Below are 21,605 nucleotides of genomic sequence, written 5' to 3'. Positions count from 1 at the left end.
ACAAAGGGGAATGTCATGAAGCTCTCTACGTCGCTGAATTACGCCGGTGGATTCAAACAAGGCACGGATCAGGTAGTGGAAATGGAAAAGGCCGGCCTCGACATGGTGTGGGTGGCCGAGGCCTACAGCTTCGATGCTGTCAGCAGCATGGGGTACTTGGCGGCCAAGACCTCCACGGTGGAGATCGCCGCCGGTATTTTGCCCATCTACACCCGCACCCCCACCCTGATCGCGATGACCGCCGCCGGTATCGACGCTCTCTCCGACGGCCGGTGCATCCTTGGCCTCGGGGCGTCGGGTCCGCAGGTCATCGAAGGATTCCACGGCGTTGTCTACGACCGGCCCCTTGGGCGCACTCGGGAGATCATCGACGTGTGTCGCCAGGTGTGGCGCCGAGAGAAGGTAGAGCACTCCGGGGTGAGCTACCAGATTCCTGTTTCGGCAGGGAAGGGAAGTGGCCTCGGCAAGCCCCTCAAGCTCATCAACCATCCTGTGCGCTCCGAGATCCCGATTTACGTGGCGTCACTCGGACCCAAGAATGTTGAGATGACCGCCGAGAAGGCCGACGGCTGGCTTCCGTTGTTTTACCTACCCGAAAGAGCTCAGGATGTGTGGGGGGCGGATCTGGCCGCCGGAGCCGCCAAACGCGACACCGACCGTGCCCCGATGGACGTCGTGGCGGGGGGCCTGCTGGCGGTGGGTGAGGGTGCCGAGGCCGTGCGCGAATACTCCCGTCCGGTGGTGGCGCTCTACGTGGGCGGTATGGGAGCGAAGGGGAAGAACTTCTACAACGACCTCATCTGTCGTTACGGATTTGAGGCCGAGGCAGAAGCCATCCAGGACCTGTATCTGCAGGGGAAGAAGGACGAAGCCGCCCAGATGGTGCCCGATGCGTTGCTGGAGGCCACCTCGCTGTGCGGCAGTGAGGGGTACGTGAAAGAGCGACTTGCCGCCTACCAGGAGAGTGGCGTCACGGTCCTCAACATCACGCCGATCGGCAAAGACCCTGTGAAGCTGATCGAGCAGGTAAAGGGCTGGATCCAAGACCTGTAGCCCCCCGGAGGGGTGGAGTCATCAGCAGGTGGTGCTCCCCGAAGGGCGATAGCGGGCGCGGAACTTGTCGTTGGCGGTGTTCCCATCGGGGTAGGTGATGGTCCTGGTGGTCGTGACGGCGGTGCAGCGGCCGGCGGGTGCTTCCACGATGTCGGTTTGGGCCCCATTGGCGTAGGGCGTGGAGTAGAGCGTAACGGTGAGGCTGGTCCCGGTATAAGAGGTCCAGATCATGATCCCGTAGGGCGTGTCGTTGGTAAACGCGAGATCCGGATTAGGGAACCCCATGGTGGCTTCCCGACCGCGTGGGTAGCGGTCGAAGTACTCCGAGTGGGCTTGGGATGTGGTGATGGGAAGGCCAGCGAAATAGGCGGCGTTGAAGGTGGTGGTGGCGAACTGTGAGATGCCGCCGCCGATCTCGTTCACATGGGCACCGTTACTAATGGCGCCGGCTTCCACGAACCCATCGGCGGCGGTGCGCTTCCCCACGTGGTCGTTGATGGAGAAGGTCGCGCCGGGCGCGATCACCGCCCCCCGCACGAGATCGGCGATGCGGTGGATGTTGGTAATCCGTGCGCCGGTGGGGGCGTGGTAGGTCGTGAAGCCCGGCCCGGCGGTGGTCGGGGCGCCGTCTCGCCAGGCGTTGTTGCCGCCCACTGCCCGCACAATGCCGTAGGCCTTCGCAGCGGCCACCGTGAACAGGGCCGGTCCGGGCACGAGTTCGAGGTCGACGGATCGGGTGTTGTTGTTGAGAGCGGCAAGGATGGTGGTACTCGCACCCTCCCCGCAGCAGATGGTGCCTGGCTGGTCAGCCACGATCACTGGCTGGCCATTGCCGCCGAGGGTGAAAGAGGCATCGACCGGGTGGCCATCGACGTCCTTGAAGGCCCGCTGCAGATCGACAGAAACCTTGGTGGGGTCAAACGCCATCGCCACTGTGCCATCGGCTGCGCTGGTAAGGGTGACCCACGAACGCATCGTGTCCCCCTTGATCGTACGGCTGGTGTTGCCCGCGCGGATCTCGATCGGTTCGGCGGTGAGCGCCTCGGCGGTCGACGCGGCGGAGGCGGCGGCTTCTTCGGAACCCAACGGCGGAAGGGGGCTTTGCTTCACGGTGAGGCGAATGGTGGCCTCACCGTTGTCGGCGGCTACCTGAGCCGCCGTCATTAGCGCAGTGGCCGCGGTAGCGCTATCGATCCCTTCCCCGTCTTTCCCGGGGATGCCCTTGAGCCCTCCGTCGACGAGTTCGACGGAGGGCTCGGTGGGTTCGACGCGGTCCTCGCCCTGAAGCTCCACCAGGTTGACGGCAACCTGTTCGGTGTTGACCTGGAATTGCAACGGGGCCTGGTGTTCGGTCCAGAACGATTTGGCCCAGACGAATGGGCGAAGCAAGAACGGCGTGCCGTAGTTGGGGTTCAGGGCACCATCAGTGGTCTTACCCTCGTCGATGGTCAGGCCGAGCGCCTCTGCGGTGGTGGAGTAGGTCGAGTCCCCTGCGACTATCTCCACTGGCGTGGATGCAAAGCCGACGGAGGTCTCGGCGATGCGTCCCGCCAACTCATCCTCACCGAGCCCGCCGATGGCAACACCGGCCAGGCTTGTGTTTCGAGGTACTTGATGAGCACCCGTGTCCACCGCCCACCCGGTGATCAGCACCACGAGGAGAACGATGGGAACCGAAATGATGGCCAGGATCCACCGGCGCTTGGTGCCGGTGGACTTGCTGGGGCCGGGTGCGATGAGGTGGCTAGGGGTGGCGAGACCCCGGGGTGCAACGGGGGCGACGGGGGGGATATCGTTCATCACCCCTAATCTTTCACGCCGACACCCCCTCATGGGATTCGCCCCCCGCCCGAGGGTGGGCTAAACGAAGGAAGCCGGTCACGGCCACTGACTTCAGGGGGATAGTAGGGATGACGAAACTATGCGAAGGCCGGGTCGCCATCATCACCGGCGCTGGACGGGGGATCGGCCGCGAACATGCTCTGCTGCTGGCCCATCACGGCGCCCGGGTGGTGGTCAATGACCTCGGTGGGTCAATGGACGGCGAGGGCAACGATCAGGGCCCGGCCCACGACGTGGTGGCGGAGATCCAAGCGATGGGTGGCGAGGCGATCGCCAACGGCGACGACATCAGCGACTGGGACGGAGCCGAGCGGCTGGTGAACTCGGCCATCGAAACCTTCGGAGGGCTCGACGTGCTGATCAACAACGCCGGCATTCTGCGCGATCGCATGCTTACCAACATGAGCGAGGCGGAGTGGGATGCGGTGATCAAGGTGCACCTCAAGGGCACGTTTGCCCCCGCGCGACATGCTGCGGCCTATTGGCGCGATCGAGCGAAGGCGGGTGAGACCAACGACGCCCGCATCATCAATACGTCATCTCCGTCGGGCATTTACGGCAACGTGGGTCAAACCAACTACGGGGCGGCCAAAGCCGGTATTGCCAGTTTCACGATCATCGCCGCCAAGGAACTAGGGCGTTACGGGGTTACGGTGAATGCCATCGCCCCCGCCGCCCTCACGCGTATGACCGAGGGATTGGGCATGGGCAACGCCTCCGAGGAGGTAAAGGAGCAGATGTCGCCGGCTCACATCGCCCCGATCGTGTGTTGGCTGGCTAGCCCCGCCGCGGCGCATGTCACCGGCCGAGTGTTCGATGTGACCGGTCAGATGATTTCCGTCAGTGAAGGCTGGCACCGGGGTCCGTCGCTGGAGCATCCCTCCGATGACATCGCCGAGTTGGGACCGAAGGTGTCGGAGCTGGTTGCTCAGGCTCGTCCCAATGCCAACATGTACGGCTACGACGAGAAGTAGGAGAAGGCCAATGCCGATCAATCCTGAAGCAGTGGGTACGAAGTCCGAGCCGACCCGACGCACCTGGAGCAGCAAGGACGTGCTGATCTACGCCCTCGGGGTGGGAGCGGGGGCCGCCGACCCCCTCGACGAACTGCAATTCACCACCGAGAACACCAACGACACGCCATTGCGGGCGCTACCTACCATGGCGGTGGTGCTCGGCCCGATGGGGGGGAGTTTCGGGGCCATCGGGTCCTTTAACCCGGCGATGTTGGTGCACGGCGAGCAGGGGATCACGATGCACCAGGAGATCCCGGTGGAGGGCGAACTCGAGGCGGTGAGCGAGATCACTGCGATTTACGACAAGGGCAAGGGTGCGGTCATCGTGTCGGAGAGCACGGCCACTCTGGTGAGTACCGGTGCACCGCTTTTTTCGACTCGCATGTCGGCCTACATTCGCGGTGAAGGTGGATTTGGCGGCGATCGCGGCCCCTCAGGTACGCCCAATCGGGCCCCCGAGCGCGATCCCGATCACAGCATCACCGTGCAGACACGCACCGACCAGGCCCTCATCTACCGTTTATCGGGGGACCGCAACCCGCTGCATTCGGATCCGTCCTTCGCCGCTATGGGCGGGTTTGACCGGCCGATCCTGCATGGGCTTTGCACCTACGGTTTCACCGGACGGGTGTTGTTGCACGTGCTCTGCAGCGGGGATCCGAGCCGATTCAAGGGACTCGACGCTCGCTTCTCATCTCCGGTTATGCCCGGTGAGGCGTTGAAGGTCAACGCGTGGTTGGACGGCGACGGCAGTGCCGTGTTCCAGACGTGCGGACAGGACGGCCGCGTCGTTATTGACGCCGGGCGGGTTACGTACTCCACCTGAGGGCCTAGAACAACGAGGTCTGGGCGCGCTCGATGCCCCGTAGCGTGTCGTAGTCCACCTCGACACACATGATGCCCCGCTCGACGGCGAGGGCCTTTGCCTGAGGTTTGATCACCTGGGCTACCAACATGCCCCGCACCGGTCGCAGCATTGGGTCTCGGTTCATGAACTCTAGGTAGCGGGCGAGTTGCTCCACCCCGTCGATTTCGCCCCGTCGTTTGATTTCCACCGCTACTGATTGGCCGCTGGCATCGGTGCAGAGAAGGTCGACGGGGCCAACCTCGGTCCGGTGCTCCCGACGGACCAAGACCAGGCCCGCTTCTAGTAGGTGGCAGGCATCGGCCAGTAAGGCTTGGAGGTGAGCCTCTACGCCGTCTTTCTGCAGGCCAGGATCGAGGCCAAGGTAATGGGTGTGATCGGAGAGCAGCGCGTCGATGGTGATGCGCAGGATCTCGCCCTTGGGGTTGGTGACGGTCCAGCCGGTGGGTTCTTCAACGAGGAGATTCGGCGCGTTCATCCAGTTCAGCGGCTTGTAGGCTCCTCCGTCGGCGTGGATAGCTACGCAGCCGTCAGCCTTCACCATGATCAACCGAGTGGCCATCGGCAGGTGGGCGGAAAGTCGCCCTTCGTAGTCCACCGAGCAACGAGCGATGACAAGCCGCACGGCGCTACTGGCCGCGTCGTTGGAGGCGATCGCGAATGATCTCTCTCCGTTGCTGTAGATCGCGGTAGGTCATCGTGTCGACCGAGGCTTCGATGCCGAGGCTGGCCTTCACCCCGGTGAGGTCAACCTGGTAGTCCTCGCCCATGTCCATTCCTAAATCGGCGGCGATGCGTTCGCCGTGAACCTGGGCGAAGTGCATCGATACCTCACCGATTTGACCGATGATGTCGAGGTCGGGGGCGAGGGTAGCTACGGCGCCGTCAAGGAACACCATGTTCTTGATGAAGAGCATGAGTTCTTTCGGTAGTTGGGCGCCGATACCGAGCAAGGCCTTCATGACGGTCTGGATCTCGTGCACCAGTTCCTCGGCCGAGAGGGTGGTGGGATCGATGACTGGTCGATCGAGGCCGAGGTCGTTGATGACCGCGCCGATGTCGGTGTCGGGTGGCAAGGCACCGAGGTCTCGGAGGGCTTCGATCTGGCCGGTGACGTCGTTGGCGGTGGCGGTCATGAGGAGCCGGAGGAAAGCCAAACGACGCGGTTCCGATAGGCGTCCCACGATGCCGAAATCGAGTAGTGCGGTGCGTCCATCGGGCAGCACGAAGAGGTTTCCGCCGTGCAGGTCTCCGTGAAAGATGCCGTGGATCATAGCGCCCTCCATGAACCCCACGAGGCCGGTGCGCACCACCGCCTCGGTATCGACACCCGCGTCTTTCATGCCAACAACGTCGTCGAACTTGAACCCGCTGAGGCGTTCCATCACCAGGACGCGCGGCGTTACCAGTTCCGGATGTGGACGGGGTACGACGTAGCCCCGTTGCCCCAGCAGGGCGAAGGACCGAGCAACGGCGAGCATGTTGTCGGCTTCGATGCGGAAGTCCAGTTCCTCGGTGATGGTCTCGGCGAACAACGCCACCAGCGCCGGCGGGTTCGCCAGGGCTGCGATGGGGATGCGGCCGAGCGCGAACGGCGCGATCCAGGCCATCACCCGTAGGTCGAGGTACACCAAGGCGCCCACAGCGGGTCGCTGAACCTTGACGACGACGTGTTCTCCGGTTCGCAGAGTGGCCGCATGTACCTGGGCGATAGATGCCGCCGCCAACGGCTCCGGATCGAAGTGGCTGAAGACGGCCTCCAGCGGTCGGCCGAGGTCCTCTTCCAGGACGCGGCGCACGGTCGTGAAGGGCTCGGCTGGCACTTGGTCCCGACATTTCTTGAATTCGGCGACAAGTTCCTCTGGGAAAATCCCCTCCCCGGAGGACAGGAGCTGCCCGAGTTTGATGTACGTGGGTCCGAGTTGTTCGGCGGCCACGCGCAGCCGTCGGGAGATGTCCGCCCGTGAGGAGGCACCGCCGGCCCGGCGAGCACCCAAATACCACAGGGCCAGGGCAGTACCCAACAAGCGGACGGTGTGTACCACTCGAACCCCGGGTGGAATGCGACCGGGGCGGGTAAGGCGGGGGAGGTCATCAGCGATCTGCTGGCGCAGGCCGGGGACTGACCGTCGCCACCGAAGGGCGGGTGGGTCAACAATCCAGGGGGCATCGTCGCTGAAACTTCCGAGTTCCAAGTCTGTGGCGTCCACGGGACTGATCATCGCGCGTCCCGGATGGACGTACGAGTCCGGGACGCGCGCCGGGTGGTTGCCTGACCGCTAAGGTGATGGGATGGGCTCGTTAGAAAGATGGCTATGACACGAAGGACCGCCGTCTCGTGTATTGGTCTTGTCGCCGGGATCACAATGCTGGCGAAGGCAATGGAGGTGTTGGGGCTCGCCGACACCTCTGCGATTTACGACCTAGCTCTCGCGGTCCTGGTTCTGGGTGTGGCGGCTCCGTTGGCGGCCCGAAAGGCTCATCGAGCCGACGATCGATTGGCGAAGGCCTGGTGGTGTATCGCCGCCGCCTGCGGATGTTGGGGCCTCGGGCAGGCGATGTGGGTGGTCCAGGGTGTTCTTGACCCCATGGGGATAAGCATTAGCGATTTGGCCGATGTTAGTTTCAATCTGGCGATCCCGTGTTTCCTGGCGGGGATACTGCTCTATCCCACGAGATGGGATCATCACGTAACGGGTCTGAGCGCATCGGTCGATGCTGCGATTCTGTGCGTCCTGTTGACCTGTTACCTGTATTTGTTAGAGTTTAGGTCACTATTCGCCGGCGCCGATAGTGATGTTCTTAGAGCATTGAGTGTGAGCGCCTGCCCGTTAGGTGACCTGGTCATGTTGTGTGCGGGCGTCACGATTTACTGCCGACGGGGGGTTGGTCTTCGGTCTCAATTTTCCCGGATCTTATGGGCTCTTCTGGCGCTCGCTATCGCTGACCTTGGATTTATGTATCTCGAGTTAGGCACTACGGGTGCCAATCCTGCGGACGGTGTCGTTTCCCTCATCACAGGCTTGGGATGGATTGTTTGCTTTTCGCTGGTGGCCCATGCGGCCGTCATCCCCGAGCCGATTGAGGATCAATCCTCGGGCAGGCGGATGAAACCAGCGCGCTGGAACGTCCTGTTGGCCACAATGGTCCTTCCAATAGTGGCGGGGCTGGCGACCTCGCAACGCGACGAGTTCAGCGGCAATGGTTTCGAGGAAATTCTGCTGGCGGCGGTGCTGCTGTTGCTCATGGCTCGGTCGTTCTTGTCCGAGCGAGAAAATGGCGTAGTGGTTCAGAGCCTTGACAACGCGGTGTTCAGCCTCAAGCGCGAAGAGTCCATACTCCGTTTCCGAGCGACCCACGATGCCCTGACCGGTTTGGCCAACCGCACCGAGTTGCGAAGGGTGATTCAGGCGACGATCAACGAGCATCCCGCTCGCGCCTTGTCGGTGGCCTTCATCGATCTCGACAATTTTAAGGTAGTCAATGACCAACTGGGGCACGAGGTGGGCGATGGCCTGCTCGTGGCGATCGGCGCGCGTCTGCGATCCTGCCTAGGTCGGGATGACTTGGTGGCGCGACTGGGCGGAGACGAATTCGGAATTTTTGTCGGGGGACCCGACGCCACCGAGAGGGGAGCGATAGTGGCGGCACGGGTGATTGAGGTCTTCTCCTCTCCCTTTAGTGTGAGAATGCACGACCTGCGGGTGAGCGCGAGCGTTGGCCTGACGTCGGCCATTTATGGTGACGTTACAGATGTGTTGAAGGATGCCGACCTGGCCATGTATGAGGCCAAGTCTCAGGGGAAGGCTCAAGTGGCATTGTTCGATCAGGAAATGCGACGACGACGACACGTGGAGTCGGATTTACTGAAGGGCATCATGGGTTCGTCATTGACCGATGAACTTCTTCTGCACTATCAGCCGCTGATCGACCTCACCACCGGGCACGTCATTGGCCAAGAGGCTCTGGTGCGGTGGCAACACCCGGACCGGGGCTTGCTCCAACCGGCGGACTTTATTGGTCTCGCTGAGCGATCAGGGTCCATCGGCGCCGTTGGTTGGTGGGTGATGCGGGCAGCTTGTGCGGAGGCCACCACCTGGATCGATCCTTCAATCGTGGTATCGGTCAACGTGGCCGCCCAGCAACTGCTTGATCCCGCTGCGTCCATGATCATCGAGGAGATGTTGGCCTCATGCGGTCTCGACCCCAAGCGATTGATGGTGGAGGTTACGGAGTCGGTCATGGTCGACTTTGGGGTGATAGGACCATGTCTCGACGACCTACGAAGCCAGGGGGTGCAAGTGGCGATCGACGATTTCGGCACGGGTTACTCCTCACTGAGCTATCTCACCACGCTGCCGGTTGACGTTGTAAAGATCGACCGATCCTTCATTTCCCCGCTTGGAGGCGACTCAAAAGGTGATGTGCTCGTTAGATCGTTAGTGGAAATGACCAAAGATCTCGGGATGCGCACAGTGGCCGAGGGGGTAGAAACCACGTTGCAACTAGAGCACCTCCGAACTATCGGTTGCGATGCTGCTCAGGGCTTTCTGTTCGCTCGCCCTCTAAGCACGCCGGTGTTCCATCTGCCGGAGGTCTTACCTTGTGGGGATTCAGTGGGCGCAAACGTCGGGATCGTGCGAGGACGGGTGTGACCTAATGGTTGAGCGCATCGAGGGCATGCTCGGCTAGGTCGAGGCGGCAGATCAGTAGGTCCGGTAGCCACGGGTCTCGGCAGTTGTAGGTCAAGGGACTGCCGTCGAGGCGACTGGCGTGCAGGCCCGCGGCAAGAGCCACCGCCGCGGGCGCGGCGTTGTCCCATTCGTATTGCCCACCGGAATGGGCGTACACATCAGCCTCGCCCAGCACGACCGCCATCGCCTTCGCCCCGGCCGAACCCAGCGGCAGGAGGGTGCCTCCCAGCGCATCGCGGATGAGGCGAGCGGGGACGGAGGGACGGGAGCGGGACACGAGAATCCGCGGCGGGCCGGTCCACGGAACCGGCGCAGGCGGGGAAGGGCTGGTGCCGAGGGTGATGCCTCGAGCCGGGAGAGCCACTGCACCCGCCGCCAAGGTGCCGTGAATCGTCAGGGCCACGTGGACCGCCCAATCCGCTCGGCCCCGCTCGCTGAACTGATGCGTACCGTCCACTGGATCGATGATCCAGACCCGCTCCGCGCCCAGACGGGCGAGGTCGTCGCGTCCCTCCTCGGACAGGATCGCATCACCCTCCGGCGCTTCCTGGGTCAGCAACCCAACCAATAGATCGTGGGCTTGGCGGTCGCCCTCGTCCCCCACGATCGACGGGCGTAACCCGGCCTCCATGAGATCGGCCCGCAGCCGCAGGAGGAGGCGACCAGCTTGATCGGCGGCCCGCACCGCCAGCGCGTGGTCAGCGGCGGTGGGGCGGGGTGTCACGGGCAGTTCTTACCAGCCTCGGTTGCCGTTGCCCGTATGCTCTGCGGATGCCTGCGCCCTACGAACTCTCCCACCTTCGGGCACTCGAGGCGGAGGCGATCCACATCATCCGTGAGGTAGCGGCCGAGTTCGCGCGTCCGGCCCTGCTGTTTTCTGGTGGGAAGGACTCGATCGTGATGCTCCATCTCGCCGCTAAGGCCTTTGCCCCAGCGCGCGTGCCCTTCCCGGCGATGCACGTGGACACGGGTCACAACTTCCCCGAGGTACTCGCCTTTCGGGACCGCATCGTGGCGGAGGTGGGCGTTCGTCTCGTGGTGGCCAGCGTGGAGGACGACCTCGCCGCCGGGCGGGTGGTGGAGGAGACCGGTCCTCGGGCGAGTCGCAACCGGCTCCAAACCGTCACCCTACTGCGCGGCATTGAGGAGGAGCGTTACGACGCCGTATTCGGTGGGGCGCGTCGTGACGAGGAGAAGGCTCGGGCCAAAGAGCGAGTGTTCTCGTTCAGGGATGAGTTCGGTCAGTGGGACCCAAAGAACCAGCGTCCCGAACTGTGGAGCCTGTACAACGGTCGCCATCGCCAGGGGGAGCACATCAGAGTGTTCCCGTTGTCGAACTGGACTGAATTGGATATCTGGCAGTACATCGCCGACGAACAGATCGCGCTTCCCTCGATCTATTTTGCCCATCCTCGCCCGGTGTTTTCGCGCGACGGCATGTGGATGGACGACTCCGCGCTCATCCCCCGGCTGCCCGGAGAGCAGGTGGAAGAGCGTGTGGTGCGCTTCCGCACGGTGGGCGACGTCACGTGCACCGGAGCGGTGGAATCCACCGCCTCGAACCTCGACGAGGTCATCGCCGAGGTGGCCGCCACCCGTCTTACGGAGCGCGGGGCCACTCGTGCCGATGATCGAATTAGTGAGGCTGGTATGGAAGATCGGAAGAAGGAGGGCTACTTCTGATGGAGATGCTGCGCCTCGCCACTGCCGGATCGGTTGACGACGGCAAGAGCACCCTTATTGGGCGTCTCTTGTACGACTCCAAGGCAATCTTCGAGGATCAATTGGAGGCCGTAGAGCGCACCTCTCGTGAACGGGGCGACGAGTACACGAATCTGGCGCTGCTCACCGACGGACTCCGTGCCGAGCGAGAGCAAGGCATCACCATCGACGTTGCCTACCGTTACTTCGCCACGCCGAAGCGGAAATTCATCGTTGCCGACACTCCGGGCCACACGCAGTACACCCGAAACATGGTCACCGGTGCTTCCACTGCGGATGTGGCGCTCGTCCTCATCGATGCCCGTAAGGGCGTCTTGGAACAGTCTCGACGCCATGCCTTCCTCGCTTCCCTACTGGGGATTCCGCATCTCGTCTTGTGTATCAACAAGATGGATCTAGTGGATTGGAGTGAGGAGCGTTTTGAAGAGATCAAGCAGGAGTTCCGTTCCTTTGCCATGAAACTGGACGTGAGTGATCTCAGTTTCATCCCGGTCTCTGCCCTTCATGGCGACAACATCGTGGATCGCTCGGTTCATATGCCTTGGTATGAGGGCAGCGCGTTGCTGCATCACCTCGAGGAGGTGCACATCGCCTCTGATCGCAATTTGATCGACCCTCGGTTCCCGGTGCAGTACGTGATCCGGCCGCAGAATCAGGCTGATATCACCACCCACGACTACCGCGGCTATGCCGGTCAGGTGGCGGGCGGAGTTCTTCGGCCGGGCGATGAGGTAGTGGTCCTGCCCTCGGGTTTCACGTCCACGATCGCTGGGATCGATACCGCCGATGGCCCCATCGACGAGGCCTTCGCGCCGCTGTCGGTCATCCTGCGGCTCAGCGACGACCTCGACATCAGCCGAGGCGACATGATCGCTCGACGCAAGAACCAACCTCACGTAGGCCAGGACATCGAGGCCATGGTGTGTTGGATGTCGGAGGTGAGTTGGTTGCGGGAAGGGGCCAAGCTGGCCATCAAACACACCACGCGTTGGGCCCGGGCCCTCGTGAAGGACCTGCAGTATCAACTCGATATCAACACGCTGAGCCGCAACGAGGACGCGGTTGGCTTGGCCCTCAATGAAATCGGCCGGGTAACCCTGCGCACGACCTTGCCGCTGTTCTACGACGAGTACCGCCGTAACCGAGTCACCGGGAGTTTCATCCTGGTGGACGAGTCCACCAACACCACCGTGGGCGCCGGGATGATTCTGCCCCCCATCAGCGACTAGTGGCCACCGGCGACAACCTCACTTGGCACCCCGGAGCGGTGGCACGAGGTGACCGGCCGTCGCGCGGCGCGACCGTGTGGCTCACGGGCCTGTCCGGATCGGGTAAATCCACGGTAGCGGTGGCCTGCGAGACGCGTCTGGTGGCCGTTGAACGGTCGGCTTACATACTTGACGGCGACAACATCCGCCAAGGTCTCAATGGTGATCTTGGTTTCTCGGCCGCCGATCGCGCCGAGAACGTGCGGCGGGTGGGTCATCTAGCCCGGTTGATGGCCGATGCCGGGATCGTGGTGTTTGTGCCCCTGATCAGCCCGTACCGGGCCGACCGAGATGCTGTTCGAGTCATCCACCGCGCGGCTGATCTTCCCTTCTTCGAGGTCTTCGTCGATACCCCGATCGACGTCTGCGAACAGCGCGATCCCAAGGGCCTCTACGCCAAGGCGAGAGCGGGGGAGATCACTGGATTCACGGGCATCGACGACCCCTACGAGGCCCCGGTCCAGCCCGAGTTGGTGCTCCGCCCCTCCGATGGCACTGCCGAGGCCATGGCCTCGGCAGTACTGGCGTTACTCGCCTAACTATCGGGCCAATGGCTTGTACTTGATGCGGTGGGGTTGGTCGGCGTCGCCCCCGAGTTCCTTCTTCTTCCAGGCCTCGTATTCACTGAAGTTCCCTTCGAACCACCGCACTTGGCTGTCGCCTTCGAAGGCGAGGATGTGGGTGGCGATGCGGTCGAGGAACCAGCGGTCGTGGCTGATCACCACCGCACACCCCGCAAAGGCCTCTAGGGCATCCTCCAGCGCCCGCAGTGTGTCTACGTCGAGGTCATTGGTGGGTTCGTCGAGGAGCAGCACGTTGGCGCTTTCCTTGAGCATCTTGGCGAGGAGCACCCGATTGCGCTCTCCGCCGGAGAGGAGGCCCACCTTCTTTTGCTGGTCGGAACCTTTGAAGTTGAAGTTGCTCACGTAGGCCCGGCCGTTCACTTCGCGGTTGCCGATCTTCATGAACTCGATGTTGCCGGTGATCTCCTCATACACCGAGGCATCGGCGCTGAGGCTGTCTCGGCTTTGGTCCACGTAGGCTAAGTCCACGGTCTCGCCCACCTTGAAGGTTCCCGCGTCGGGTTGTTCGACGCCGGTAATCATCCGAAACAGTGTCGTTTTGCCGGCGCCGTTGGGTCCGATAACCCCCACGATGCCCGCGGGTGGAAGCTGGAACGTGAGGTTCTCGATGAGGAGTCGGTCGCCGTAACCCTTATCCACGTTGTTGGCTTCAATCACCACCCCGCCGAGGCGGCGGCCCGCCGGTAGCTGGATCTGGAGTTTGTCGGCCCGCCCCTCGGCTTCCTCGGCTTCGGCTCGGAGCTTGTCGTAGGCCTGGAGGCGGGCCTTGCCCTTGGCTTGGCGGGCTTTGGGGGCCATGCGCACCCATTCGAGCTCACGCTCGAGCGTGCGGCGCCTGCTGGAATCGCTCTTTTCCTCGGCGAGTAGGCGGGCCTGCTTTTGCTCGAGCCAACTGGAGTAGTTGCCCTCAAAGGGGTGGCCCTTCCCGAACTCAAGTTCAAGAATCCACTGGGCCACGTTGTCGAGGAAGTAACGATCGTGGGTGATCGCCACCACGGTGCCTGGATAGACCTGCAGCGTGCGCTCCAGCCACGCCACCGACTCGGCATCGAGATGGTTGGTGGGTTCATCAAGGAGGAGAAGGTCGGGTTTGGCCAGCAATAGCCGACACAGGGCTACCCGACGCTTCTCACCGCCCGACAGGTTGGCCACTTTTGCGTCGCCAGGGGGAAGGCGCAAGGCATCCATGGCGATCTCGATCTGGCGGTCGAGGTCGTCGGCTCCCATGGCCTGGATCTTGGCCTCGAGGTCTGCCTGCTCGGCGCCGATCTTGTCGTAGTCGGCGTCGGGGTCGGCGTATTTCGCCAGCACGGCGTCGTAGCGCTCCAGAATCCCCGCCACCTCCGCCACGCCATCCATGACGTTGCCTTTCACGTCCTTGCTTTCATCGAGGGTTGGCTCCTGCTCGAGGAGGCCCACGGTGAAGCCGGGCGACAGGCGCGCCTCGCCGGTGAAACCATCGTCGATACCCGCCATGATCCGCAGCAGGGAAGACTTGCCGGAGCCATTGGCACCGATCACCCCGATCTTGGCCCCCGGATAGAACGAGACGCTCACGTCCTTGAGGACCTCGCGGTCGGGCGGGTGAAAGCGGCTCACTTTCCGCATGGTGAAGATGAACTGGGCGGCGTTGCTCATAAGCCAGCAGAGTATCGGTCTCCCCGAGCCGCCTTCGAACCCAGGCTGGTGGTTGCGCTATTGATGACGAATGCTGCGCAGGTGGGCCAGGGCCACTACGTGGTCTACATCACCCACCACGATCCATGCCGAGCGTGTCGTGCACGAAAGCAGCGTGCCGTGGATGTCGCCGGTGGTGGTGCGGGCCACCACCGGTGCTCCGAGGAAGCTACGGAGGTGGTGCGGCAAGATCGGGCTGTTGCCCTCGAGTGGCTGTGCCGCTTCCATGCCTGGCCTCCCGGCGTCGTTGTTCCGGTGCCTTCGGTTTAGAGCCCCAGGGCGGCGCCAGGGTGGATACCGGCCGTGATCGGGCGCGTGGAGATGCAGACACCGTCGGGATTGCGCCACCATGTTGGTAATGACTGAACCGCTCACCGCCTTGCCAGTCGAGGCCGACGACCATCAACTGGCGGCGTGGCTCGCCACCGAGGCGGGTCGGGTACTCACCGAGCTGCGCACGGGCCCCGCCGCTCGCTCCACTGACCCCCGCGCGCTGAAGGCGGAAGGGGACGCCACTAGTCAGCGGTTTCTCGCCGACGCCCTCGCACGAGCGCGCCCGCATGATGCGGTACTATCGGAGGAAGCCGCTGATGTGTCGCATCGGCTTACCGCCCGGCGAATCTGGATCATTGACCCGCTCGACGGCACCCGCGAGTTCGGCGAACCACCCCGTGAGGATTGGGCCGTCCACGTTGCTCTGGTGGTTGAGGGTCGGTTGACGGTAGGGGCAGTGGCGCTGCCGGCTTCGTCCCTTATTTTCGGTACCGAACCGCCACCTCCGCTACCGCCACCCCATGCCGGACCTATCCGCATGCTGGTCAGCCGCACTCGCGCCCACCCGGCCACCGTGATGGCCGCCGAGGCCCTCGGCGCCGTCTTGGTGCCCATGGGTTCGGCCGGTGCTAAGGCCATGGCTGTCGTGCGGGGCGACGCCGACGTCTACGCCCACGCGGGCGGTCAGTACGAATGGGATTCGGCGGCGCCGGCCGCCGTGGCCGCCGCCGCCGGGCTGCACGTCTCGGGCATCGATGGGCGACCGCTGGTCTGGAACAAGTCCGACCCGTGGTCGCCCGACCTGCTGATCTGCCGGGATGACCTCGCCGGCCGGGTTGTCAGTGCCATGCGGGTGGCCTTGGCTCAAAGTCCAAAGAGCAGTTCGTAGCGCCGCTACGCTCCCTGGAGTGGCTCCTGAACTTCCTTCCTCGGGTAACCCTTCAGCAAGTGCGCTGGGTCCTAATGCTTGGCTCGTCGATGAGATGCACGAGCAGTACCTCATCGATCCGACCTCGGTAAGTGAAAGTTGGCAAGACTTCTTCCTCGACTACCGCCGCGACGCCGATCCACAGGCGACCGCCGCTTCCCCCTTGCCTGTTGTGGCCGTTCCGGCAACACCCGCGGCGACCCCGGTGTCTGTCGGTGAGCCCCTCCGAGGGGCCGCGGCGCGGATTGTGGCGAACATGGAGGCCAGCCTCGGGGTGCCCACCGCTACCAGTTTTCGGGCTGTCCCGGCCAAGCTTCTCGAAGTAAATCGCCGAATCATCAACGGATACCTCGGCCGGACCCGGGGCGGGAAGGTGTCCTTTACGCACCTGATCGGCTATGCCGTGGTGAAGGCCATCAATGACACCGCTCCGGTGATGAACGCCTCCTACCGGGAAGATGCCGATGGCAATCCTCGCGTCGTGCGCCACGAGAATGTGAGCCTGGGGATCGCCGTAGACCTTCAAAAGAGTGATGGAAGCCGCACGCTGCTGGTGCCGGTGGTCCGCAACGCCAGCGGTCTTGACTTCCGAGGATTTTGGGGTGCGTACGAAGAGATGATTCGGAAGGTGCGCGCCAATAAGTTGAGCCCCGACGATTTCGCGGGCACCACCGTCACCCTGACGAACCCGGGCACGATTGGGACGCAGCAGTCGGTGCCGCGCCTCATGCCGGGCCAAGGTCTGATCGTGGGCGTCGGAAGCCTCGATTATCCCCCGGAGTGGAAAGCCGCCGACCCGGTCACCCTGGCCGAGTTGGGCATCTCTAAGGTCATCACCATTAGTTCCACCTATGACCATCGGATCATCCAGGGAGCGGAGTCGGGCCTGTTCCTGAAGCGGATAGAGGACCTCCTGCTCGGCGTCGACGGATTTTACGACGAGGTCTTTCGGGCCCTGGGTGTGCCCTACGAGGCGGTGCAATGGCGGCGAGATGTCAATCCGATTGACCGCGATCGGTCGATGCTTGAAAAGCAGATGGCGGTGGCCAACCTCATTCGCGTGCATCGTGTGCGTGGGCACCTCATTGCCGATCTGGATCCGCTTCGGTGGAAAGAGCCCGAGATGCCCTCGGAGCTCGACCCCGCCACCTACGGACTCACGATCTGGGATCTCGACCGTGAGTTTCTCACCGGGGGGCTCGCCGGGGGAGAGCGCTTGGCGTTGGGCGACATCCTGCACGTCCTGCGGGACGCCTACTGCCGCACCATCGGCATCGAGTACATGCACATCCAGGACCCGTTGGAGCAGGAATGGATCCAGCAGCAGGTCGAAGGTGTATCGCCCGAACTGGATCTCGACGACCAGCGCTACATCCTCGAGCGACTCAACGCCGCCGAGGCATTCGAAAAGTTTCTCGCCACCAAGTACGTGGGGCAAAAGCGGTTCGGACTGGAGGGAGCCGAGTCGGTTATTCCGGTACTCGATGCGGTCCTCGAAGCGGCCGCAGAGGCCGGCCTGGCCGGGTCGGTGGTGGGCATGCCTCATCGGGGTCGCCTCAACGTGCTCACCAATATCGTGGGTAAGAGCTACGACCAGATCTTCAAGGAGTTCGAGGGTCAGGTGGATCCGGATTCGATGCAGGGCTCCGGCGACGTCAAGTACCACCTCGGCCAGTCGGGGAAGTTCGTGGCCCGCTCCGGTGAGGACATCACCGTCGAGCTCGCCGCCAACCCCAGTCATCTCGAAGCGGTCGACCCAGTGGTAGTGGGGATGGTGCGCGCCATGCAGGACGCCATCAACGAACCCGAGGGGTTCTCCGTGCTGCCCATCCTCATGCATGGCGACGCCGCCTTCGCCGGCCAAGGCGTGGTGGCCGAAACGCTGAACATGAGCGACATCAAGGGGTACCGCGTGGGCGGCACCGTGCACGTGGTGGTGAATAACCAGATCGGCTTCACGACCACCCCGGAATCGGCTCGATCGGGCTTCTACTCCACCGATGTGGCCAAGATTATCCAGGCCCCGATTTTTCACGTAAATGGCGACGACCCTGAGGCCTGTGTGCGAGTGGCTCGGTTGGCGTTTGCCTATCGGCAACGGTTCCGCAAGGACGTGGTGGTTGACATCGTTTGCTACCGGCGGCACGGACACAACGAGGGCGATGATCCGAGCTACACCCAGCCGCTCATGTACGCCAAGATCCAGGAGCGGCGGTCGGTGCGGAAACTGTTCACGGAGGCACTGGTGAAGCGGGGCCAACTTTCCCTGGAAGAGGCTGAGGTTGCCCTTGATGACTTCCAGGGGCGGCTGCAATCGGCCCTGGAAGAGACCCGCCAATCGGCGCCGGAGGTTGAGGCGATGGCGCAGGTCCCCGGGCCGGCGGCGGGTGTGCTGCCCCCGATCGCCACTGGGGTGGCCCGGGAGATGGTCGAGAATATTTATGGTGCTTTGTCCACCCACCCGGAATCATTTCAGGTTCATCCGAAACTGCTCAAGCAGTTCGAGGCGCGCGACGCCATGTTCCAGGAAGGGATGGTGGACTGGGCCCTGGCCGAAGCCATGGCCTACGGCTCCCTCCTCGTCGAGGGCACCGATCTGCGCATCGCAGGCCAGGACACTCGACGGGGCACCTTTAGCCACCGTCACTCCGTGCTGATCGACTGCACCAACGGCAACGAATACACGCCGTTGGCTCATCTCGGTGCCGGGCACGGGAAGTTTTGGATCTACGACTCGCTGTTATCGGAGTACGCCGCCCTCGGGTTTGAATACGGCTATTCGGTGGTGGCCAAGCAGTCGCTGGTGATCTGGGAAGCACAGTTCGGTGATTTCTGGAACGGCGCCTCCACCATCGTCGACCAGTTCCTGGTGGCTGCCGAGGACAAGTGGAACCAGACCTCTGGTCTCGTGATGTACCTCCCTCACGGGTACGAAGGCCAGGGTCCGGAGCACTCCTCCGCTCGCATTGAGCGCTTCCTCACGCTCTGCGCCGAGGACAACATCCAAGTGGCCAACGTCACCCAGGCTTCGCAGTTGTTCCACCTCTTGCGACGCCAGGTGCGCCGCTCGGTGCGTAAACCGCTCGTGCTGTTCACGCCTAAGTCTCTGTTGCGGGCCAAAGTGATGCGGTCGCCCGTGGAAGAGCTCCTCACGGGCTCGTTCCACGAGACACTCGACGACCCCGGCGTGCCCGACGTGGCGGCGGTGCGTCGGGTGGTGCTGGCCTGCGGGAAGGTGGCCCACGACGCGATGGCGGCCCGTGATGCGACTGGCGCACCGGTGGCGGTGGTTCGGGTTGAGCAGCTCTATCCCTGGCCGTTCGAACAACTCGACGACATCGTGGCCCGATACCCCGGAGCTGCGGACCTGGTGTGGCTCCAGGAGGAGCCGGAGAACATGGGCGCCTGGAACTTTGTGAAGGGCCGGCTCGAGGACCGGTTCGGCGACACCCATTCGATCCATCGGGTGTCACGGTTTGAATCGGGGAGCCCGGCCGCTGGTTCCCACGCCGTGCACGCCCAGGAGCAGGCCCAGCTCCTGGCCCAGGTCCTCGATTTCCCCTGATCGCCACCGGGTGGTTGGGGGGTTCCTGAGACACCGGCCCCGAACGTCGGCCCCCGGGCCTCAGGCCAGGGGGAAGCCCACCAGATCCTCGAGTTGGCGCAGCGCCTCACTTGGGTCGATCACTTTGATGGTGGTCATGCCCAGGGCGGCGGCCGGTTTCAGGTTCACCCCGAGGTCGTCAAGGAACACCACCTCGCTGGGCTCCACGGCACACGTCTCGCAGGCCAACTCGTAAAAGCGGGGGTCCGGTTTGCGCACGCCCACCTTGCTGGACTCGACGACATGGTGAAACAAGGCCAATGCCTTCGCGGAGCCACTGGATGTCTGATCGGCGGGGCCGTCATCGAACCTGGCCCAGTTGTTCGTAAGGCAGGCGGTGATGAGTCGCGGGCGGCAGCAACGAATGGCCTGCATCATGGCGGGCCGGATTTCGCCAGCGAGAAGGGGCAGGACCTCACGCGCCACCACCGGGTGCCCCGCCGCGCGGCATTCCGCTTCGAACTCATCACAAAACTGGTCAAAAGGAACTTCGTTTCGTTCGAAGCGAGCCCACGCGTTGGTGTTCGGGTTGGTGGCGTTCACGGTGCGGATGAAGTCGATCGGGAGGCCGCGGGAGGTTTCGTAGCGGTTGAACGCCTCGAAGGGGCTGGACAGCACGACACCGCCGAAGTCGAAGAACACCGCCTTGAACCTCATGTCAGCATGTCCTGCGCCAGGGCTTCCCACATTGCGGTACTGAGCCGGAGCGACTCAACGTCGATTCGTTCGTTGTCGCCGTGGAACATCGCGCCGTAGTCCTCAAACGAGAGGTGTTCTGAAAACAACCCGAAGCCGTACGACGTTGTGCCGAGGCGACGAAAGAATCGGGCGTCAGTGGCCCCGACGGTCATAAACGGGACAATCTTTGAACCGGTGTAGAACTGCTCGGTTACACGGCTGAGCGCGTCCCATAGTGGTGTCTCGATGGGCGAGGCGGTGGAGGGATCATCGGCGAAGGTGATGAGTTCAACCTTGGGCGCTAGATCGCCGAGGGCCTCGTCGAGCATGGCGCGCACTTCGGAGTTGCCCTGGCCCGGAAGGGTACGAATGTCGATCTGTAATTCGACGCGGTCGGGGATGACGTTGATCTTGGTTCCGCCTTGGGCGATGGTGGGGGCGAAGGTAGTGTGCGTGCAGGCGTGGAACTGGCGGGCCATGCCCACCGGGAGGCTGTCGCAGGCCTCGACGAAACGTGTGGGGTCTAGCAGCGGACCCACGATTTCCTCCGGGTAATCCATTCCCTCCAGGAACCGGCGCCAAATATCGTGAATCTCCGTACGGGGTTGGTACTCGGCTATCCGCTGCACCACCGACGCCGTGGTCACCAGCGCGTTGTCTGTCTTGTAGGGCTGGGATCCGTGGCCGGGCGTGCCCGTGATTCGCAGGGTCACCCAGAAACTGCCCTTCTCGCCAACGATGACGGGAAATTTTAGCCCCGTGGGGCTCGGGATGGGGATGCCGCCGGACTCGGTGATGACGTAGTCAGCCCGCACCGCATCAGCTTCATGGGCCACGAGGTGCTCGGCCCCGAGCGTGCCAAGGGCCTCCTCGTCGGCCACGGCGAGGTAGATCAGGGTGCCCCTGGGTCGAAAACGACCCCGCGCCAAGTGCTTGGTGGCTACGGCCATCGACGCGGTGAGGTTGAGCATGTCGACGGCCCCGCGTCCCCATACCTCGCCGTCGATAAGTTCCCCGCCAAAGGGGTCGTGCCGCCACCCCTGGGCGTTCGCCGGGACGACGTCGGTGTGTCCCATGAGAAGAAGAGTGGGGGCGTTCGGATCGCTGCCTTCGATCCGACCGACGAGGCTCGTGCGTCCCGGTGCGGGCTCGTAACGCTCAAGCTCGACGCCGCTTCCTTCGAGGTATGACTCGAGTACATCGGCGCTGCGAAATTCATGACCGGATGTTTCGTGGCCGTCGTTCACGCACGCGTTTCGGATGAGATGTTGGAGGAGATCGGTGACTTCATTGGTCATTGCCGTGACACTAACGGCGCGCGTGATCGCGCACCGCGCAAAAGTTAATCCTGTTCTTTTCGCGCGATTTGGTGCACCATCCTCCGGTGAAACACGCGCAACT

Annotated in this window: 17 protein-coding genes; 9 read left to right on the top strand and 8 right to left on the bottom strand. The window is 63.3% G+C overall.

Features of this window, described 5'->3' with window-relative positions; all coding sequences use genetic code 11:
- The first annotated feature begins 15 nt into the window (after positions 1–15).
- Positions 16–1,053 (top strand): LLM class F420-dependent oxidoreductase, encoded by a 1,038-nt coding sequence (locus EXQ71_03305; protein ID MSO86533.1) that lies wholly within the window; start codon positions 16–18, stop codon positions 1,051–1,053.
- 21 nt (positions 1,054–1,074) lie between these two features.
- Here EXQ71_03305 and EXQ71_03300 read toward each other — a convergent pair whose 3' ends face one another.
- Positions 1,075–2,886, bottom strand: a complete 1,812-nt coding sequence (locus tag EXQ71_03300) for a hypothetical protein (GenBank protein ID MSO86532.1) — start codon at positions 2,884–2,886, stop codon at positions 1,075–1,077.
- A 77-nt stretch (positions 2,887–2,963) separates the two neighbouring features.
- On the opposite strand from EXQ71_03300, the gene EXQ71_03295 reads away from it, so the two are divergent.
- On the top strand, positions 2,964–3,869 hold the full coding sequence (locus EXQ71_03295) for an SDR family NAD(P)-dependent oxidoreductase (GenBank protein MSO86531.1): 906 nt from the start codon (positions 2,964–2,966) through the stop codon (positions 3,867–3,869).
- Between the two features lie 10 nt (positions 3,870–3,879).
- Positions 3,880–4,737 carry an enoyl-CoA hydratase gene (locus EXQ71_03290; GenBank protein MSO86530.1) on the top strand — a complete coding sequence of 286 codons (858 nt, stop codon included), beginning with the start codon at positions 3,880–3,882 and terminating at the stop codon, positions 4,735–4,737.
- A 4-nt stretch (positions 4,738–4,741) separates the two neighbouring features.
- Here the strand turns inward: EXQ71_03290 and nucS are convergent, their stop codons facing one another.
- Both nucS and EXQ71_03280 read right to left on the bottom strand, forming a co-directional pair.
- Positions 4,742–5,401 (bottom strand): endonuclease NucS, encoded by a 660-nt coding sequence (nucS, locus tag EXQ71_03285; protein ID MSO86529.1) that lies wholly within the window; start codon positions 5,399–5,401, stop codon positions 4,742–4,744.
- Positions 5,402–5,405: 4 nt separating this feature from the next.
- The gene (locus EXQ71_03280) at positions 5,406–6,998 is read right to left on the bottom strand and encodes an AarF/ABC1/UbiB kinase family protein (protein MSO86528.1); all 1,593 of its coding nucleotides are present in this window, start codon (positions 6,996–6,998) and stop codon (positions 5,406–5,408) included.
- 87 nt (positions 6,999–7,085) lie between these two features.
- Between EXQ71_03280 and EXQ71_03275 the strand changes: the two genes are divergently transcribed.
- Positions 7,086–9,431, top strand: a complete 2,346-nt coding sequence (locus tag EXQ71_03275) for an EAL domain-containing protein (GenBank protein ID MSO86527.1) — start codon at positions 7,086–7,088, stop codon at positions 9,429–9,431.
- A gap of 1 nt (position 9,432) precedes the next feature.
- Here the strand turns inward: EXQ71_03275 and EXQ71_03270 are convergent, their stop codons facing one another.
- Positions 9,433–10,101 carry a 3'(2'),5'-bisphosphate nucleotidase CysQ gene (locus EXQ71_03270; protein MSO86526.1) on the bottom strand — a complete coding sequence of 223 codons (669 nt, stop codon included), beginning with the start codon at positions 10,099–10,101 and terminating at the stop codon, positions 9,433–9,435.
- Positions 10,102–10,241: 140 nt separating this feature from the next.
- On the opposite strand from EXQ71_03270, the gene cysD reads away from it, so the two are divergent.
- Genes cysD through cysC form a run of 3 tightly spaced genes read left to right on the top strand, consistent with a single transcriptional unit; the run spans position 10,242 to position 12,999 of the window.
- Positions 10,242–11,153, top strand: a complete 912-nt coding sequence (cysD, locus tag EXQ71_03265; GenBank protein ID MSO86525.1) for a sulfate adenylyltransferase subunit CysD — start codon at positions 10,242–10,244, stop codon at positions 11,151–11,153.
- Entirely contained in the window at positions 11,153–12,421 is a 1,269-nt protein-coding gene (locus EXQ71_03260; protein MSO86524.1) for a GTP-binding protein, read from the top strand. Before cysD ends, EXQ71_03260 begins: the two co-directional genes overlap by 1 nt.
- Positions 12,421–12,999, top strand: coding sequence for an adenylyl-sulfate kinase (gene cysC / locus EXQ71_03255; GenBank protein MSO86523.1), 579 nt, complete (start codon positions 12,421–12,423; stop codon positions 12,997–12,999). The genes EXQ71_03260 and cysC overlap by 1 nt, the downstream gene beginning before the upstream one ends.
- On the opposite strand, the gene ettA is transcribed toward cysC, so the two are convergent.
- Positions 13,000–14,682, bottom strand: coding sequence for an energy-dependent translational throttle protein EttA (gene ettA / locus EXQ71_03250; protein MSO86522.1), 1,683 nt, complete (start codon positions 14,680–14,682; stop codon positions 13,000–13,002). It lies immediately after the preceding gene.
- 57 nt (positions 14,683–14,739) lie between these two features.
- Positions 14,740–14,949 carry a hypothetical protein gene (locus EXQ71_03245; GenBank protein MSO86521.1) on the bottom strand — a complete coding sequence of 70 codons (210 nt, stop codon included), beginning with the start codon at positions 14,947–14,949 and terminating at the stop codon, positions 14,740–14,742.
- A gap of 130 nt (positions 14,950–15,079) precedes the next feature.
- Here EXQ71_03245 and EXQ71_03240 point away from each other — a divergent pair, with 130 nt between their 5' ends.
- Both EXQ71_03240 and EXQ71_03235 read left to right on the top strand, forming a co-directional pair.
- The gene (locus EXQ71_03240; protein MSO86520.1) at positions 15,080–15,883 is read left to right on the top strand and encodes a 3'(2'),5'-bisphosphate nucleotidase CysQ; all 804 of its coding nucleotides are present in this window, start codon (positions 15,080–15,082) and stop codon (positions 15,881–15,883) included.
- The gene (locus tag EXQ71_03235) at positions 15,813–19,487 is read left to right on the top strand and encodes a multifunctional oxoglutarate decarboxylase/oxoglutarate dehydrogenase thiamine pyrophosphate-binding subunit/dihydrolipoyllysine-residue succinyltransferase subunit (protein ID MSO86519.1); all 3,675 of its coding nucleotides are present in this window, start codon (positions 15,813–15,815) and stop codon (positions 19,485–19,487) included. The genes EXQ71_03240 and EXQ71_03235 overlap by 71 nt, the downstream gene beginning before the upstream one ends.
- Positions 19,488–19,547: 60 nt before the next feature.
- On the opposite strand, the gene EXQ71_03230 is transcribed toward EXQ71_03235, so the two are convergent.
- On the bottom strand, positions 19,548–20,183 hold the full coding sequence (locus EXQ71_03230; protein ID MSO86518.1) for an HAD family hydrolase: 636 nt from the start codon (positions 20,181–20,183) through the stop codon (positions 19,548–19,550).
- Positions 20,180–21,502, bottom strand: a complete 1,323-nt coding sequence (locus EXQ71_03225) for a M20/M25/M40 family metallo-hydrolase (GenBank protein MSO86517.1) — start codon at positions 21,500–21,502, stop codon at positions 20,180–20,182. Before EXQ71_03225 ends, EXQ71_03230 begins: the two co-directional genes overlap by 4 nt.
- Between the last annotated feature and the right edge of the window lie 103 nt (positions 21,503–21,605).

The sequence above is a fragment of the Acidimicrobiia bacterium genome (assembly GCA_009694375.1).
GTDB lineage: Bacteria > Actinomycetota > Acidimicrobiia > Acidimicrobiales > VFJN01 > VFJN01.
This window is presented reverse-complemented; position numbering and strand designations above follow the sequence as displayed.